The organism is Sandarakinorhabdus sp. FBCC-B8862 (assembly GCF_059745315.1).
In genome coordinates this window covers 395,454-412,332 of the sequence record NZ_CM185574.1, presented here as the reverse complement: position 1 = coordinate 412,332, position 16,879 = coordinate 395,454, and the positions used below count along the sequence as shown (strand labels likewise).

The window sequence follows — 16,879 nt, the reverse complement described above, 5'->3', positions numbered from 1 at the left end:
GCAAGGGGGCGGCCATGAAGATTGCGGTGCTGAAAGAGATTGCGGCGAATGAAAGCCGCGTCGGCGCGACGCCGGAAACGGTGAAGAAGCTGATCGGGCTGGGCGCCAGCGTGGCGGTGGAAAGCGGCGCCGGTTTTGGCGCGCGCATTTCCGATGCGGATTATGCCGCCGCCGGGGCGACCGTGGCATCGCGCAGCGAGGTGATTGCCGGCGCGCAGATGGTGCTGGGCATCCAGGCGCCGCAGCTCGCTGATCTGCCCGGCATTGCCGCCGGCACCATCGTGGCGGCCATCATGTCCCCCTTCAACGATCGCGCCAAGATCGAGGCCTATGCCGGGGCGGGTCTGGTCGCCTATGCCATGGAATTCATGCCGCGCACGACGCGGGCGCAATCGATGGACGTGCTGTCCAGCCAGTCGAACCTCGCCGGTTACAAGGCGGTGATCGATGCCGGCGAAGCCTATGGCCGCGCCTTCCCGATGATGATGACGGCGGCCGGCACCATTTCGGCCGCGCGCGTGTTCATCATGGGTGTGGGTGTTGCCGGCCTGCAGGCCATTGCCACCGCCCGCCGCCTGGGCGCGGTCGTGTCGGCCACCGACGTGCGGTCGGCCACCAAGGAACAGATTGAATCTCTGGGCGCCAAGGCGATCTTTGTCGACAAGGTGAAGGGCATCGAGGGCGAGGGCGCCGGTGGTTATGCCACCGAGATGAGCGACGAGTACAAGGCCGCTCAGGCGGAACTGGTGTCGAGCCACATCGCCAAGCAGGATATCGTCATCACCACGGCGCTGATCCCCGGCCGCCCGGCTCCGCGGCTGATCACCGATGCGCAGCTGGCCAGCATGCGGCCAGGCAGCGTGGTGGTTGACCTTGCGGTGGACAGCGGCGGCAACGTCGAAGGCGCGGTCGCCGGCCAGGTGGTGGAAGTGCATGGTGTGAAAATCATCGGCCATTCCAACCCGGCCAGCCGGATTGCGCCCGATGCCTCGGCGCTGTTCAGCCGCAACTTCTTCAACATGATCTCGGCCTTCTGGAACAAGGAGGCCAAGGCTGCCGAATGGCCCGCCGATGATGACATCGTGAAGGGCATCAAGCTGACCGAGGGCGGTAGAATCGTCCACGAACGGCTGCTGGGTTAAGGGGGCGCGCGCCATGGATTTCCTGTCGATCCTGTCGATCTTCGTGCTGGCGGTGTTCGTCGGCTATTATGTCGTTTGGTCGGTGACGCCGGCGCTGCACACGCCGCTGATGGCGGTGACCAACGCCATTTCATCGGTGATCATCGTGGGCGCGCTGATTGCGGCCGCGGCCGGGGCCATCACCGAAGGCGGCGGCATATCGCAATGGCTGGGCCTGTTGGGTGTGGTGCTGGCCAGCATCAACATCTTCGGCGGCTTTGCCGTGACGCGGCGCATGCTCGCCATGTACAAGAAGAAAGACAAGAAGCCGGCGGCTTCGAAGTAAGGCAGGGGCAAAACCATGGAACACGCAGTCGCCGCCACCCCGGCCTGGGCCGTTCTGGCCTATCTGGTTTCGGGCGTCCTCTTCATCCTCTCGTTGCGCGGCCTGTCCTCGCCGGAAAGCTCCCAGGCGGGCAACCGCAACGGCATGATCGGCATGCTGATCGCCGTTGGCACCACGCTGGCCCTGCACCCGACCGGCCTGCCGCTGATCATCGGCGCCATCGCCATTGGTGGCGGCATCGGCTGGGTGATTGCCCAGCGCATCCAGATGACGGCGATGCCGGAACTGGTCGCCGGCTTCCACAGCCTGGTGGGCATGGCCGCCGTGCTGGTGGGCTGTGCCGCCTATCTGAACCCGGTCGCCTTTGGCATCACCGATGCCGCTGGCGCGATCCTCGGCGTGAGCCGGGTGGAAATGGGCCTGGGTGTCGCCATCGGGGCGATCACCTTCTCGGGCTCGATCATCGCCTTTTTGAAGCTGTCGGGCCGCATGTCGGGCTCGCCGATCCTGCTGCCGGGCCGCCATGTGCTCAATTTGGGCGTGCTGGCCGGCATCCTGATCCTGACCGGCATCTTCGCCACCGACTCCGGCGCTGCTGCAGGGCAGGGGCCGCTGCTGTGGATCATCCTGGGCTTGTCGTTCCTGATTGGCGTCACGCTGATCATCCCGATCGGCGGGGCGGACATGCCGGTGGTGATCTCGATGCTGAACAGCTATTCGGGCTGGGCGGCCGCGGCCATGGGCTTCACCTTGCAGAACACCGCGATGATCATCACCGGTGCGCTGGTCGGCTCGTCGGGGGCGATCCTTTCCTACATCATGTGCAAGGCGATGAACCGCAGCTTCATCAGCGTGATCGCCGGCGGCTTTGGTGCCGAGGCTGATGCCGGTGGCCCCAAGGCCAGCGGCCCGGCCAAGAGCTACAAGGCGGGTTCCGCCGACGATGCCGCCTTCATCATGCAGAATGCCGAAAGCGTCATCATCGTGCCGGGCTATGGCATGGCCGTCTCCCAGGCGCAGCACGCGCTGCGCGAGATGGGCGATCTGCTGAAGAAGGAAGGCGTATCGGTGAAATACGCCATCCACCCGGTCGCCGGCCGCATGCCGGGCCACATGAACGTGCTGCTGGCCGAAGCCAATGTGCCCTATGACGAGGTGTTCGAGCTGGAGGACATCAACAGCGAGTTCGGCCAGTGCGATGTCGCCTTCGTGATCGGCGCCAACGACGTGACCAACCCGCTGGCCAAGACCGACAAGACGTCGCCGATTTACGGCATGCCGATCCTGGACGTCGAGAAGGCCAAGACCGTGCTGTTCGTGAAGCGCTCCATGGGCGGTGTGGGCTATGCCGGTGTGGACAACCCGGTCTTCTATGCGGACAACACCATGATGTTGCTGGCCGATGCGAAGAAGATGGTGGAGAATATTGTGAAGGGGCTGAATGGGGGTGGGCATTGAGCAGCGCGGCGCGTGGATAGTGCGCAGCACTATCCACCGACTCGCGCAAGCACGGCCAGCGACCGAAAAAGGCGGCTTTCAAGCCGCCTTTTTTGTGTCGTCTGACGGCGCGGCTTTGCCGCGCTCTTCCTTTCTTCCTACCTCTCTCGCCAAGCGGACTCGGCGGCTCCGCCGACGGCCGCGCGTGCTGGGTCAGACCGGCGACGTTCGCTCCTGGCCTCACCCCTCCGCCTCGCGATGCTCGGCACCTCCCCTTGGAGGGGAGGATGTTGCTTGCCCCGTTCCCAAAACCGCGCCACACTCAAATCCTGAAACAGACAGGGGAGCCCGCCATGCCGATCTCGCTTCACGCCGCCTTTGTTCCGTCTTGCCGCCAGATTATTGGCGGCTGCTTGCAGGTTCTGGCCAAGGCGGAAGCCGCCGGCGCCTGTGATCCGGCCGAGGCGCGGCTGGCGCCGGACATGTATCCGCTGGGCTTCCAGGTGAAGCAGGTGGCGATGCACAGCGCCGGGGCGATTGCGGCGGTGCGGGTGGGCCAGTTCAGCCCCGGCGGCGCGCCGCTGGAGGCGAGCTATGCGGCCTTCGCGGCGGCCCTCAGGGAAGCGGATGAAGCGTTGGCCAGCGTGAGCGAAGCCGAGATGGAGGGCTTCATCGGCGGCACGACATTGTTCGTGTTTGGGGAGCGCAAGATGCCGTTCAAATCGGAGGATTTCCTGCTGAGCTTCAGCCAGCCCAATTTCTATTTCCACGCCTCCATGGTCTACGCCATCCTGCGCAACGCCGGGGTGGCGCTGGGCAAGATGGATTATATGGGCAGGCCGCGCATCGCGATGTGAGCGGAAGACACCCTCCCCCGACCCCTCCCTTGCAGGGAGGGGAGCAGGAAGGTTATGGCCTGCGGCGAGGAGAGATCATCATGACCCGCACCATCCTGCTTGCCGCCCTGATCGCTGCCCCTGCCGTTGCCGCCCCGGTGGTGCAGGGCCCGCCCAATGTGCCGGAAAAGTCGCCGGCCTTTGCCGGGCAGACCCGCGCCGAAGGGGTGGTTTCGAAAACCAGGCTGCAGGTGACCGAGCTGGCCCGTGGGCTCAATCGGCCGTGGGCGGTGGCGCTGCTGGAGGGCGGGCGCTTCCTGGTGAGCGAGAAGGCGGCCGGGCGGCTGACCATCGTGGGCGCCGATGGCACCAAGACGCCGGTGACCGGCACGCCGGCGACCGACGCGCGCAACCAGGGCGGCATGCTGGGCCTGGCCAATCCGGGCGATGGCTGGATTTACTGGAGCTATGCCGAGCCGCGTGAGGGCGGCAATGGCACGGCGGTGGCGCGCGGGCATCTGGTGGGCGCCGAAATGCGCGATGTGCAGGTGATCTTCCGCCAGATGCCGACGCTGGACGCGACCCAGCATTATGGCGGCCGCATGCTGTTTCCCAAGGATGGCAGCATCATCATCACGCTGGGCGAACGCTCCATCCTGCCCGGCCGCATGCAGGCCCAGAAGCTGGACAGCCTGCTCGGCAAGATCGTCCGGCTGAACCGCGATGGATCCATCCCCAAGGACAATCCCTTCGTGAAGACGCCCGGCGCCCGGCCGGAAATCTGGACCTATGGCAACCGCAATGTGCAGGGCGCGGCAATCGACCAGAAGGGCCGTGTGTGGGAAGTGGAGCATGGGCCGCAGGGCGGCGACGAGCTGAACCTGATCGCCAAGGGCAAGGATTATGGCTGGCCCAGCATCACCTATGGCGAGGAATATTCGGGCAAGCCGATCAGCGACAACGCCACCCAGAAGGCCGGGATGGAACAGCCGGTCTATTATTGGGATCCGGTGATCGCGCCGTCGGGCATGGTCTTCTACAGCGGCAAGGCCATGCCGGAGTATAAGGGCAATATCCTGATTGGCGGTCTGCGTTCCATGGCGCTGGTGCGGCTGGTGCTGAAGAATGACCGGGTGGTGGGCGAAGAACGGCTGCTCACCGACCGCAAGCAGCGCATCCGCGACGTGGTGGAAGGCCCGGCCGGCGAGCTTTACCTGGTGACCGACGATGCCGACGGCAAGCTGCTGAAGGTGACGCCGGCCCCGTGAGGCTCAGGCAATCAGTTCGGCGAGTTGGTCGAACTGTTCGGACAGGGCGGCGGCACTGCCCTGCATGGCCTCTTCCAGCGCCTCGGCGCTGGGAAAGGTTTCGCTGAACGTCACCAGCGTGGCATCGCCGTCTGCGATGAAGGTCACGCTGGTGATGGCGCCGTCGCTGTCTTCCTCGTTGGTCCAGACCAGGCGCTGGTTGGGCAGGACATCGAGATAGCGGCCGTGGAACGCCATTTCGGCGCCATCATCGGTGCCATAGACGAGGCGATAGCTGCCGCCGGTGCGGGCATCCATGGCGCAATCAACCAGGCGCGCGCCGGTGAACGAGGCCGGCACCCACCAGCGGCGGAACAGGGCCGCCTCGCTCCAGGCGCGGAACAGCAGGGCCGGCGGGCCGGCGAAGCGGCGGGTCACGACGAGCTCGCGGTCGCCGCGGCGGGTCACGTGGGTGCTGCCCTGGTCATGGGTCATGCTGGGTCTCCTGCTGCAGTTCGGTGATCAGCGTATCGAGCGCGGCGAAGCGGGCTTCGAACAGGGCGCGTTGGGCGGCGATCCACGCGGCTTCGGTGGCAAGGCCATTGCGGCCGAGTGTGCAGGTGCGCACCCGGCCGGCCTTCCGGGTGGTCACCAGCCCGGCGCGTTCCAGCACGGCGACATGCTTCTTCATGCCGGTCAGCGTCATGTCGAACTGGCTGGCGAGGCGGGTGATGGAGGCATCCTCCTGGGCCAGGCGGGCAAGGATGCCGCGCCGTGTGGCATCGGCGAGGGCGGCGAAGCTGTGATCGAGGCTATGGTGAACCATATGGTTCAGTATTGCGCGAATGGCGCGGCATTGCAAGGGGGGCGGGGAAGGGGCACGCGCAGTGACTTGACGGGCGGGTGCGCGCCCGCTAATGGCGCGCCTTCCAAAAACCCCACGCGGGGGGACATATCCGGTGCCGGGATCCGTTCCCGACCACTCCCCCGCGGCGGCCCAACCGGAGGTAGATATTTATGGCGGCTCCCGTCGTCACCATGGCGCAACTGCTTGAAGCCGGCGCCCATTTTGGTCACCAGACCCATCGCTGGAACCCGAAGATGAAGCCGTACATCTTTGGTGACCGCAATGGCGTGCACATCATCGACCTGTCGCAGACCGTGCCGCTGTTTGCCCGCGCGCTGGATTTCGTGCGCGTCACCGTGCAGCACGGCGGCAAGGTGCTGTTTGTCGGCACCAAGCGCCAGGCGCAGGACCCGATCGCCGAAGCTGCCCGCCGCTGCGGCCAGCATTATGTCAACCATCGCTGGCTGGGCGGCATGCTCACCAACTGGAAGACCATTTCGGGCTCGATCCGCAAGTACAAGCAGCTGGAAGAAACCCTGTCGGGCGACACCACCGGCTTCACCAAGAAGGAAGTGCTGAAGCTGACCCGCGAGCGCGACAAGTTCGAAGCCTCGCTGGGCGGTATCCGCGACATGGGCGGCCTGCCGGACGTGATCTTCATCATCGACGTCAACAAGGAAGAGCTGGCCGTCAAGGAAGCCAATGTGCTGGGCATTCCGGTTGTGGCCATCCTCGATTCCAACACCGATCCCAGCGGCATCGCCTTCCCGGTGCCGGGCAATGACGACGCCAGCCGGGCCATCCAGCTCTATGTCAACGCCATTGCCGATGCCGTGATCGATGCCAAGCAGGGCCGCGCTGCCGACATGGGCGTGGACCTGGGCGCGATGGACGAAGCCCCGGTGGAATATCTGGCTGAAGAGGTCGCTTCGGTGGCCGAAGAAGCCCAGCCGGAAGCCTGAGGCTTCCATCCCCCAATGCGCGGGAGGCCGGGTGCAGGCGCATCCGGCCTCTTGTCACACTGATTACACACTGGCGCGGCATGGGCCCGCCAGTTCAACCTGAAAGGAGCATCCCATGGCTGAAGTGACCGCCAGCATGGTGAAGGACCTGCGCGACAAGACCGGCGCGGGCATGATGGATTGCAAGAAGGCGCTGGCCGAAACCGCTGGCGACATGGAAGCCGCCGTCGATTGGCTGCGCGCCAAGGGCCTGGCCGCTGCTGCCAAGAAGGCCGGCCGCACCGCCGCCGAAGGCCTGGTGGGCGTGGCCGTGAATGGCACGAAGGGCGCCGCTGTCGAAGTGAACAGCGAAACCGACTTTGTCGCCAAGAACGACATTTTCCAGGCGTTCGTGCGCACCGTGACCGGCCTGGCGCTGGACAGCGGCGCCGATGCCGAAGCGCTGGCCGCCATGCCCTTCCCGGGCGGCGAAGGCACGGTTGCGGAAAAGCTGACCGCCAACATCGCCACCATCGGTGAGCAGCAGAGCCTGCGCCGCACCGCCACCCTGGAAGTGAGCCAGGGCACGGTTGCCGCCTATGTCCACAACGCCGTGGCGCCGGGCATCGGCCGCATCGGTGTGCTGGTGGGCCTGGAATCGGCTGCCCCGGCCGACGTGCTGGAACCGCTGGCCAAACAGCTGGCCATGCATGTCGCCGCCGCCAACCCGCTGGCGCTGGACGAAACCGGCCTGGACCCGGCCCTGGTGGAGCGTGAGCGCGCCATCGCCCGCGAAAAGGCTGCCACCAGCGGCAAGCCGGCCGAAATCATCGAGAAGATGATCGAAGGCGGCGTGCGCAAATTTGCCCAGGAATCGACCCTGGTGAACCAGCTGTTCGTGATGGACGGCAAGACCAAGGTTGCCGATGTCGTCGCCGCCGCCGCCAAGGCCGCCGGCACCGCCATCACGCTGAAGGGCTTTGTGCGCATGCAGCTGGGCGAAGGCATCGAAAAGCAGCAGAGCGATTTCGCTGCCGAAGTGGCTGCTGCCGCCGGCCTGTAATTGCAGCGCTGAACAAATGGGGCGGGCCGGGGGTGACCTTGGCCCGCCTTTTTTGCGCGGCGGCGCTTGGCAGTGGGGCTGCGCGCCGCTAGTGACCTAGCGGCAGCAGACGGCAGGATTATCGGGGGACCATGGCCAGTTTCAAACGCATCCTGTTGAAGCTTTCGGGCGAGGCCGCCATGGGCGACCAATCGTTCGGGATTGATCCGCCGACCGTGGCGCGCGTGGCAGGCGAGGTGAAGGCCGCCAAGGATGCCGGGCACGAGATTTGCCTGGTGATCGGCGGCGGCAACATCTTTCGCGGCATGGCCGGCGCCGCCAAGGGCATGAACCGCACCACCGCCGATTATATGGGCATGCTGGCCACGGTGATGAATGCGCTGGCCATGCAGGATGCGCTGGAAGCCATTGGCGTTTCGACCCGCGTGCAATCGGCCGTGGAAATGAACAAGGTGTGTGAGCCGGTGATCCTGCGCCGGGCTGAACGGCATCTGGAAAAGGGCCGGGTGGTGATCTTTGCCGCCGGCGTGGGTGATCCCTATTTCACCACCGACAGTGGGGCGGCGCTGCGCGCTTCGGAAATGAAATGCGATGCGCTGTTGAAGGGCACCAGCGTGGATGGCGTGTATGACAGCGATCCCAAGACAAACCCGGCTGCCATCCGTTTCGACCGCATCGGCTATGACCGGGTACTGGCCGACAATCTGAAGGTGATGGACGCGGCCGCCGTCTCGCTGTGCCGTGACAACAATATCCCGATCGTGGTGTTCAACATCCGTGAACCCGGCAACCTGGCCCGCGTGCTGGCCGGCGAGGGTGTTTCCACCACGGTTGGCGCAACCGAGGAAGGACAAGCACATGGCTGATTTCGAGCCCGGCCCGTTCAAGGCCGATCTGGAGCGCCGCACCGCTGGCGCCATCGAAGCGTTGAAGCATGATCTGGGGTCTTTGCGCACCGGTCGCGCCAACACCAGCCTGTTGGATACGGTGCAGGTGGAGGTCTATGGCTCCATGATGCCCTTGAACCAGGTGGCGAACGTGACGGTGCCGGAACCGCGCATGCTGGCCGTGCAGGTGTGGGACCGTTCCAACGTGACGCCGGTGGAAAAGGCGATCCGCTCGGCCGGCCTGGGCCTCAACCCGATCACCGATGGCCAGACGCTGCGCCTGCCGATCCCGGACATGACGGAAGAGCGCCGCAAGGAGATGGTGAAGTTGGCTGGCAGCTATGCCGAAAAGGCCAAGATCGCCGCCCGCAACGTGCGCCGCGACGGCATGGAGGCGCTGAAGGCCGCCGAGAAGAAGGGCAAGATCAGCCAGGACGAGCAGAAGCGCCTCGAAGCCGATGTGCAGAAGATCACCGACAAGGCGATGGTGGACATTGATGCCGCCACCGCTGCCAAGGAAAAGGAAATCCTGGGCAAGTGAGCGCGACGGCCGCCCCGTTGGCTGGTGATGGTGCCGGTGGTTGCCGGCATCTGGCGATCATCATGGATGGCAATGGCCGTTGGGCCAAGGCGCGCCGGCTGCCGCGCATCGCCGGCCACCGCGCCGGGGTGGAGGCGGTGCGCCGCGTGGTGGAGGCAGCGCCGGGGCTGGGGCTGGATGTCCTCACCCTCTATGCCTTTTCCAGCGAGAACTGGAAGCGCCCGGCCGACGAGGTGAGCGACCTGATGGGGCTGCTCAAACATTATGTGCAGAGCGAGATCGACGATCTGCACCGAAATGGCGTGCGGCTGGATTTCATCGGCAACTGGCGGGCGCTGAAGCCGGATCTGGTGGCGCTGCTGGAGCGGGCGCGGGAACGGACGGCCGGCAACCAGGGCTTGGTGCTGGTGATGGCGCTGAACTATGGCGGGCAGGATGAACTGGTGCGCGCGGCGCGCGGCCTGGCCGTGGATGTTGCCGCCGGCCGCCTGAGCGCCGACGATGTGACGGCCGAAGCGCTGGAGGCGCGGCTCGACACGGCGCAATGGCCGCTGCCCGATGCCGTGCTGCGCACTTCGGGCGAATTGCGCCTGTCGAACTTCCTGCTCTGGCAATCGGCCTATGCCGAATTCCTGGTGACCGAGACGCTTTGGCCGGATTTCGATGCGGCGGCGCTGGGTGCGGCGCTGGCTGAATTTGCCCGGCGCGAACGCCGGTTCGGCGGGCGTTGATGGGCGAACTGGGCAAACGCATCGCCACCGGCATCCCGCTGGTGGCAACGGCCGTGGCGGCATTGTGGGCGGGCGGCATCGCCTTTGCCGGGCTGGCGGCCGTTGCGGTGCTGCTGATGTGGGCGGAATGGGCGGCGATGCACCGGTTGCCGCTGATCGTGCGCCGCATTGGTCTGGCTGTGCTGGCGCTGATGCTGTGGATCACCGCCGTGCTGCAAAAGCCGGATGAAGGCCTGATGCTGCTGGGCGGTGCGGCCGGCATGGTGATGATCCTGGCTGGCAAGCTGGCGCGTGGGGCCGGGCGGCCGGCGGCGATCGGTCTGTTGTATTGTGGGCTGCCGGGCATCGCGCTCATTTGGCTGCGCGGGCAGGGCTGGGGCATATGGGCGACGTTGCTGCTGTTGCTGGTGGTGTGGGGCGCGGATATCGTCGCCTATTTCACCGGGCGGGCGATTGGCGGCCCCAAGCTGGCCCCGGCGATCAGTCCGAACAAGACGTGGAGCGGCGCCATTGGCGGCCTGCTGGGCGCGGTGGCGGCGTCGCTGCTGCTGATGCTGTGGTGGCCGGGCTATGCCGGTTTGGCCGGCGCGCTGCGGCTGGCGATGCTGGCGGTACCGCTGGCCATCCTGTCCATCCTGGGTGATCTGTATGAAAGCTGGCTGAAGCGCCGCTGCGGCGTGAAGGACTCAGGCACGATCCTGCCCGGCCATGGCGGGGTGATGGACCGGCTGGATGGCCTGGTGCCGGTGGCGGTGGCCGGGGCCGGAATTTTTGCTGTGACAGGGTGGGCGGGATGACGCGCAGTCTGACGATTTTGGGCGCCACCGGTTCGGTGGGCAGCCAGGCGCTGGATCTGGTGGCGCGCAACCCCGGCCGCTGGCGGGTGGAGGCGTTGACCGCCGGCAGCGACGTGGTGCGGCTGGCCGAAGCGGCCCGGGCCTGTGGCGCGCGCTTTGCCGCTGTGGCCGATGCGCAGCTGGGGCAGGCGCTGAAGGAGGCGCTGGCCGGCAGCGGTATCGAGAGCGGCGCCGGGCCGGAGGCGGTGGTGGAGGCCGCCGCCCGCGATGCCGAGATCGTGATCACCGCCATTGTGGGCGCCGCCGGCCTGCCGCCGACCATGGCCGCCGTGCGGCGCGGGGCGCAGATCGGGATTGCCAACAAGGAGACCCTTGTTTGCGCCGGCCCGGTGGTGACCGCGGCAGCCAAGGCCCATGGCGCCACGCTGCTGCCGGTGGACAGCGAGCACAACGCGATCTTCCAGGTGTTTCCGCACAATGATCCGGCCCAGGTGGAGCGGGTGATCCTGACCGCGAGCGGCGGCCCATTCCGCAGCCGCAGCCGCGAGGCGATGCGCGGGGTGAGCGTGGCGGATGCCTGCAAGCACCCGACCTGGAGCATGGGCGCCAAGATCAGCATCGACAGCGCCACCCTGATGAACAAGGGGCTGGAGCTGATCGAGGCCGGGCAATTGTTCCCGGTGTCGGTCGATCAGCTGGACGTGATCATCCATCCGCAATCGGTGATCCATTCGATGGTGGAGTATAATGACGGCAGCGTGCTGGCCCAGCTCGGCAGCCCTGACATGCGCATCCCCATCGCCTATGCCATGGGCTGGCCGGAGCGGATTGCCACGCCGGCGCAGCGGCTCGATTTTGCCGCGGTCGCGCAGCTGACCTTCGAAAAGCCTGATCTCGAACGCTTTCCCTGTCTGGCGCTGGCCTGGTCTGCGATGCGGGCCGGCGGCAGCGCGCCCTGCATCCTGAACGCCGCCAACGAAATCGCCGTGGCGGCGTTCATCGAAGGGCAAGCCGGCTTCCTTGATATCGACGCCATTGTGGCGGAGACATTGGCGATGGTGCCATCGGGCCGGGTTGAAACGCTGGAAGAGGTGGTGGCGGTGGATGCCGCCGCCCGCGACGTGGCGCGCGGCCTGGTGCGCAGGCGGGCGGCATGAACCCGCTGCCGATGCTGCAGCAGCCGGGCCTGCTGTTCACCCTCGCCAGCTTTGTGGCGATGATCGCCGTTCTGGTGGTGGTGCACGAAGGCGGCCATTATCTGGCGGGTCGGCTGTTCAACACCAGGATCGAGGCGTTTGGTGTTGGCTTTGGCCGCGAATTGTTTGGCTGGACCGACAAGCGCGGTGTGCGCTGGCGGGTCAACGCCCTTCCGCTGGGCGGCTATGTCAAGTTCGTCGGCGACATGAACGAGGTGAGCCAGATCGATCCGGCGATCATGGCGCTGCCGGAGCGGGAGCGCCGCGGGCTGTTTGCCTTTCTGCCGCTGTGGCAGCGGGCGATCATCGTTGCGGCCGGGCCGCTGATCAATTTCGTCTTTGCCATCCTGATCCTGGCCGGGTTCAACCTGGCGCTGGGCCACCCGGCCTCACCGCCGGTGGTGGACAAGGTGGTGGAAGGCAGTGCCGCCGCCGCTGCCGGCCTGCAGGTAGGCGACCGCATCCTGAGCGTGAACGGCACCAGCGTTGAGCGGTTCGAGGATATCGTGACCGAGGTGGTGACGGGCGTTGGCAAGCCGGTGCTGCTCAACATCGTGCGCGCCGGGGCGCCGCGCGATATCAGCGTCGTGCCGAAGATGGTCGAGACGGTGGACCGCTTCGGCAATGTTACCCGCCATCCCCAGCTGGGCATCGTGCGCCCGGCCGAGGTGATCGCCAATGTTGGTTTGGTCGATGCGTTCCGGCTGGCGCTGGTGGACACCGGCAGCATCATCGCCACCATCGGCCGCACGTTGCGCCAGGTCATCCTGGGTGAACGCTCGCTGGCCGATATGGGCGGCCCGGTGAAGACGGCGCAGATCGCCGGCCAGCAGGCCAGCCTTGGCCTGGTGTCGGCGATTGCCTTCATGGCCTTCTTCTCGATCAACCTCGGCTTCATCAACCTGTTGCCCATCCCCACGCTGGACGGCGGCCATCTTCTGCTTTACGGCATCGAGGCCGTCCGCCGGCAGCCACTGGCAGAAAAGGTGCAGCAATGGGCCTTCATGTCGGGCTTTGCCGCTTTGATGTCGTTGATGGCCGTGCTGACCTGGCATGATTTCGGATCGGTGGGCCTGTGGGCCCGCCTGTCTGGACTGCTGGGATGATCGGCTGACGGCCGGACCAAGAAAGCGCACCGCCGGACGAACCGGCGGGCACGGGATGTAAGGAAAAGTGGTGGGGTTGATGCAAGCAGCGCAGGACAAGCCGGGCAGGGGCAGGGCGGGGATGATCCGGCCGCTGTCGCTGTTGTTGCTGACCACTGCGCTGGCCGCACCGGCCGTGGCGCAGCAGCGCCCGCGCCGCCCGATGGCCGAACCGGCCCGCCCGTCGGCCGAAGCCGAAGCCCGCGCCGCCGAAAGCCGCAACGCGAGCGAATTGCCGGCCACCGCCGCCAATGCCGGCGTGGTGCGATCGGTGATCGTGCGCGGCACGGAGCGTCTGGAGGCGGAAACCGTCCGCTCCTATCTCAACCTCGCCATCGGCGACCGCTATGACCGTGACGCGCTCGATACCGCGCTGAAGGCGCTCTATGCCTCCGAACTCTTTGCCGATGCCACCATCCGTGATGACAATGGCGCCCTGATTGTCGAGGTGAAGGAAAATCCGGTGATCAACCGGATCATCGTCGAAGGCGCCAAGCGGGTGAAGGAGGAGAAGATCCGCGAGGAAATCCGCCTTGCCCCGCGCCAGATCTTCACCCGGTCCAAGGCCCGCGCCGATCTGGCCCGCATTCTCGAACTCTATCGCCGTGGCGGCCGCTTTGCCGCCAGTGTCGAGCCCAAGATCATCCAACTCGAGCAGAACCGAGTCGACGTGGTGTTCGAGATCAGCGAGGGTGCCAAGTCCAAGATCCGCCAGATCAACATCCTGGGCAATGCCAAGTTCAAGGAAGGCGAGATCCGCAAGCAGATGGCCTCCAAGCAGGCCCGCGCCTGGCGCTTCTTCACGTCCAACGACACTTATGATCCTGACCGTCTGGCCTATGACCAGCAGAAGCTGCGGCAATTCTACCTGACTCAGGGCTATGCCGATTTCCGTGTGTCGTCGGTGGTGGCCGAACTGACGCCGGACAAGAAGGATTTCATCGTCACCTATGTGGTGGAGGAAGGCGAGCGTTACAAGTTTGGCAAGGTCGATCTGGTCAGCCAGCTGCGCGACGTGAAGGCCAATGAATTCAAATCGATCATCCGCATCAAGGAAGGTGATTGGTATGACGCGCAAAAGATCGAGAACACGGTCGAGACGCTGACCGAGACGGCCGGCCTGTTGGGCTATGCCTTTGCCGATGTGCGCCCGCAGTTCGAGCGCAACAAAGACGACCTGAAGATGAACATCACCTTCCAGGTCGCGGAGGTGCCGCGCGTTTACGTGGAGCGGGTGGCGATCAACGGCAACACCATCACGCAGGACAATGTGATCCGGCGCGAATTCCGCCTGGTCGAAGGCGATGCCTTCAACTCGATCAAGGTCAAGCGCTCCAAGGACCGTCTGCTCGGCCTCGGCTATTTCCAGGAAAAGCTCGACATCGAGCAGAAGCCGGGCAGCACGCCTGACCGCATCATCCTCGAGACCAATGTGCAGGAACGTCCGACCGGCGAACTGCAGCTGTCGGCGGGTTTTTCGAGCATCGAGCGCTTCATCTTCTCGGCCAGTGTGCGCCAGCGCAACTTCCGCGGCCGTGGCCAGGAAATCCGCCTGTCGGGCAATATCTCCAGCTTTGCCCGTTCGCTGGAGGCCGGCTTTACGGAGCCCTATCTGGCCGGGCGCAACCTGGCGCTGGGCTTTGACGTGTTCCGCCGCGATTTCCGCTCGTTCCGTTTCACCGGCAACAACACGCGCGACACGACCTACACCCAGGTGTCGACCGGCTTCCAGGTCCGCACCGGCTTCTCGATCACCGAATTCTGGGCGGCCTCGCTGCGCTATGGCCTCAGCCGTGAAGAAATCGGCCTGGATCAGGCGACCTTCTTCACCAACGGCGTTTGCGATCCGCTGCGCGCCGGCCGCTTCCTGTGCGAACAGCTGGGCAACCGCACGGTGTCGAGCATCGGCTACTCGCTGATCTTCAACAGCCTGAACAACATCCGGCTGCCGTCGGCGGGCCAGCGCTTCACCTTCAGCCAGGATCTGGCCGGCGTGCCCATCGGCATCAAGTTCCTGACGACGCGGGCGAACTATGATTATTTCACCCCGCTGTTCGGTTCGGGCTTCGTGCTCAACCTTGGCGCCGAAGGCGGTTATGTGACCGGCTATTCCGGGCAGGACGTGATCCTGACCAACCGCTTCTTCCTCGGTCAGCCGCAGTTCCGCGGCTTCAACATCCGCGGCGTTGGTCCGCGCGTGTTGCGCCGGGCGCTGAACCTGGATGGCACGATCAACACCGATCGCCGCCAGTCGCTGGATGACGCGCTGGGTGGCCGCGCTTATTATCTGGCGCGCGCCGAAATCCGCATCCCCATTGGTTCGGCCGGGTCCGAACTGGGCCTGCGGCCGTCGATCTTTGCCGATGTCGGCGCGCTTTGGAGCCTGCGCGCGCCCAGCCTGACCTGCCAGAACGGGCCGACAGTGGCAGCGCCGCGCGTCAATGGGCAGGTGGCGCCCTGCCTTGCTACCGACGGCATCTCCTCGGGCTTTGTCGAGGAATATCTGGGGAATACGCCGAAGCCGCGCGTTTCGGTCGGTATCGGGGTCAACTGGAATTCGCCGTTCGGGCCGTTCCGCTTTGACCTTGCCAAGGCACTCGTCACCCAACCGGGCGACGACCCGCAATTGTTCCAATTCAACGTAGGGACCGCATTCTGATGAAGAAGACCTTGATTGCCCTGGCGCTGGCCAGCGTTGCCGTTCCGGCCGCCGCCCAGCAGCTGCCCGCCGCCGTGATCGTGCTGGTGGACCAGAACCAGATGATCGACACCTCGGCCGCTGCCAAGGCCGCCGCGCTGGAACTGAAGCCGAAGGCCGATGCCCTGCAGGCCCGTGTCAACACGCTGCGCACCAGCCTGACCGCCGAGGAAAAGACCCTGCGCGATACCCAGCCGCAGCAGGGCGCCGCGCCGGCCGCCATCCAGGCCTGGCAGGCCAAGGTGCAGGATTTCCAGAACCGCCAGCAGCAAGCCGAACAGGAAGTGCAGCGGCGCCAGCAGGAAATCGAAGCGTCGCGCCAGTGGATCATCAAGCAGATCAACGATGCGGCCCAGCCGATCATCGGCCAGATCATGCGTGAACGCGGCGCCACCATGGCGATGGACGAGCGCGTGACCATCCAGCACACCCCGGCCGTGGACATCACCGCCGATGTGCTGGCCCGCCTGGACAAGGCACTGCCCAAGGTGTCGATCACCCCGCCGGCCGCCCCGGCTGCGCCGGCGCCTGCCGCTCCGGCCCCGGCTGCTGCTCCGCCGCGCAAGTGATGAGCAGCGAGGCTGCCACTGCCAGCACCGCCGATGTTCTGGCGGTGATGGCGTTGTTGCCGCACCGGTTCCCGATGCTGCTGGTTGACCGGGTGATCGACATGATCCCCGGTCAATCGGCCACGGGCATCAAGGCGGTGACGATCAACGAGCCCTTCTTTGCCGGCCATTTCCCGGCCCGCCCGATCATGCCCGGCGTGCTGATCGTGGAGGCGCTGGCGCAGACGGCCGGCGTGCTGGCCATCCACACCGCCCGGGCGAAAGACCCGGATGCAGGCGACAAGCTCGTCTATTTCATGGCGATCGAGAACGCCAAGTTCCGCGCGCCCGTGGAACCGGGCTGCCTGCTGCACCTGAAGGTGGAGGTGGTGCAGGACCGTGGCCGCATCGCCAAGTTCAGCGGCCGCGCCGAGATCGACGGCAAGCTGGCGGCCGAAGCCAGCTTCACCGCGATGATCGCCGATCCGCCGGCCTGAT

General features: G+C 65.9%; 18 protein-coding genes. 16 read left to right on the top strand and 2 right to left on the bottom strand.

Annotated features, from left to right (window positions below; all coding sequences use genetic code 11):
* Positions 1 to 14: 14 nt before the first annotated feature.
* The 5 genes from AC6BOR_RS02050 (at position 15) to AC6BOR_RS02030 (ending at position 5,008) form a co-directional block, all read left to right on the top strand.
* On the top strand, positions 15 to 1,142 hold the full coding sequence (locus AC6BOR_RS02050; RefSeq protein ID WP_498059565.1) for an NAD(P) transhydrogenase subunit alpha: 1,128 nt from the start codon (positions 15 to 17) through the stop codon (positions 1,140 to 1,142).
* 13 nt (positions 1,143 to 1,155) lie between these two features.
* A complete protein-coding gene (locus tag AC6BOR_RS02045) occupies positions 1,156 to 1,467 on the top strand; it encodes a proton-translocating transhydrogenase family protein (RefSeq protein ID WP_086116386.1) in 312 nt (103 codons plus the stop codon).
* Positions 1,468 to 1,482: 15 nt separating this feature from the next.
* On the top strand, positions 1,483 to 2,925 hold the full coding sequence (locus tag AC6BOR_RS02040; protein WP_498059564.1) for an NAD(P)(+) transhydrogenase (Re/Si-specific) subunit beta: 1,443 nt from the start codon (positions 1,483 to 1,485) through the stop codon (positions 2,923 to 2,925).
* A gap of 332 nt (positions 2,926 to 3,257) precedes the next feature.
* Entirely contained in the window at positions 3,258 to 3,761 is a 504-nt protein-coding gene (locus AC6BOR_RS02035) for a DUF1993 family protein (protein WP_498059563.1), read from the top strand.
* An 80-nt stretch (positions 3,762 to 3,841) separates the two neighbouring features.
* Positions 3,842 to 5,008: a PQQ-dependent sugar dehydrogenase gene (locus AC6BOR_RS02030; RefSeq protein WP_498059562.1), complete on the top strand. Its 1,167-nt coding sequence runs from the start codon at positions 3,842 to 3,844 to the stop codon at positions 5,006 to 5,008.
* Positions 5,009 to 5,011: 3 nt separating this feature from the next.
* Here AC6BOR_RS02030 and AC6BOR_RS02025 read toward each other — a convergent pair whose 3' ends face one another.
* The gene (locus AC6BOR_RS02025; protein ID WP_498059561.1) at positions 5,012 to 5,482 is read right to left on the bottom strand and encodes an SRPBCC domain-containing protein; all 471 of its coding nucleotides are present in this window, start codon (positions 5,480 to 5,482) and stop codon (positions 5,012 to 5,014) included.
* On the bottom strand, positions 5,472 to 5,813 hold the full coding sequence (locus AC6BOR_RS02020; protein WP_498059560.1) for an ArsR/SmtB family transcription factor: 342 nt from the start codon (positions 5,811 to 5,813) through the stop codon (positions 5,472 to 5,474). The genes AC6BOR_RS02025 and AC6BOR_RS02020 overlap by 11 nt, the downstream gene beginning before the upstream one ends.
* A 191-nt stretch (positions 5,814 to 6,004) precedes the next feature.
* Between AC6BOR_RS02020 and rpsB the strand changes: the two genes are divergently transcribed.
* The 11 genes from rpsB (at position 6,005) to fabZ (ending at position 16,878) form a co-directional block, all read left to right on the top strand.
* A complete protein-coding gene (gene rpsB, locus AC6BOR_RS02015) occupies positions 6,005 to 6,796 on the top strand; it encodes a 30S ribosomal protein S2 (protein WP_498059559.1) in 792 nt (263 codons plus the stop codon).
* Positions 6,797 to 6,911: 115 nt separating this feature from the next.
* Complete coding sequence (gene tsf / locus AC6BOR_RS02010; RefSeq protein WP_498059558.1) at positions 6,912 to 7,838, top strand: translation elongation factor Ts; 927 nt, start codon at positions 6,912 to 6,914, stop codon at positions 7,836 to 7,838.
* Positions 7,839 to 7,969: 131 nt separating this feature from the next.
* Positions 7,970 to 8,704, top strand: a complete 735-nt coding sequence (pyrH, locus tag AC6BOR_RS02005) for a UMP kinase (protein ID WP_498059557.1) — start codon at positions 7,970 to 7,972, stop codon at positions 8,702 to 8,704.
* On the top strand, positions 8,697 to 9,266 hold the full coding sequence (gene frr, locus AC6BOR_RS02000) for a ribosome recycling factor (RefSeq protein ID WP_086116379.1): 570 nt from the start codon (positions 8,697 to 8,699) through the stop codon (positions 9,264 to 9,266). Before pyrH ends, frr begins: the two co-directional genes overlap by 8 nt.
* Positions 9,263 to 9,997, top strand: coding sequence for an isoprenyl transferase (locus AC6BOR_RS01995; protein WP_498059556.1), 735 nt, complete (start codon positions 9,263 to 9,265; stop codon positions 9,995 to 9,997). The genes frr and AC6BOR_RS01995 overlap by 4 nt, the downstream gene beginning before the upstream one ends.
* Positions 9,997 to 10,794, top strand: coding sequence for a phosphatidate cytidylyltransferase (locus tag AC6BOR_RS01990; RefSeq protein ID WP_498059555.1), 798 nt, complete (start codon positions 9,997 to 9,999; stop codon positions 10,792 to 10,794). Before AC6BOR_RS01995 ends, AC6BOR_RS01990 begins: the two co-directional genes overlap by 1 nt.
* On the top strand, positions 10,791 to 11,951 hold the full coding sequence (locus AC6BOR_RS01985; RefSeq protein ID WP_498059554.1) for a 1-deoxy-D-xylulose-5-phosphate reductoisomerase: 1,161 nt from the start codon (positions 10,791 to 10,793) through the stop codon (positions 11,949 to 11,951). The genes AC6BOR_RS01990 and AC6BOR_RS01985 overlap by 4 nt, the downstream gene beginning before the upstream one ends.
* An 11-nt stretch (positions 11,952 to 11,962) precedes the next feature.
* Positions 11,963 to 13,096 (top strand): RIP metalloprotease RseP, encoded by a 1,134-nt coding sequence (gene rseP / locus AC6BOR_RS01980; RefSeq protein ID WP_498060689.1) that lies wholly within the window; start codon positions 11,963 to 11,965, stop codon positions 13,094 to 13,096.
* A 121-nt stretch (positions 13,097 to 13,217) separates the two neighbouring features.
* Entirely contained in the window at positions 13,218 to 15,794 is a 2,577-nt protein-coding gene (gene bamA, locus AC6BOR_RS01975) for an outer membrane protein assembly factor BamA (protein ID WP_498059553.1), read from the top strand.
* The gene (locus AC6BOR_RS01970) at positions 15,794 to 16,402 is read left to right on the top strand and encodes an OmpH/Skp family outer membrane protein (protein ID WP_498059552.1); all 609 of its coding nucleotides are present in this window, start codon (positions 15,794 to 15,796) and stop codon (positions 16,400 to 16,402) included. The genes bamA and AC6BOR_RS01970 overlap by 1 nt, the downstream gene beginning before the upstream one ends.
* Entirely contained in the window at positions 16,402 to 16,878 is a 477-nt protein-coding gene (fabZ, locus tag AC6BOR_RS01965; RefSeq protein ID WP_498059551.1) for a 3-hydroxyacyl-ACP dehydratase FabZ, read from the top strand. Before AC6BOR_RS01970 ends, fabZ begins: the two co-directional genes overlap by 1 nt.
* The last annotated feature ends 1 nt before the right edge of the window (position 16,879 follow it).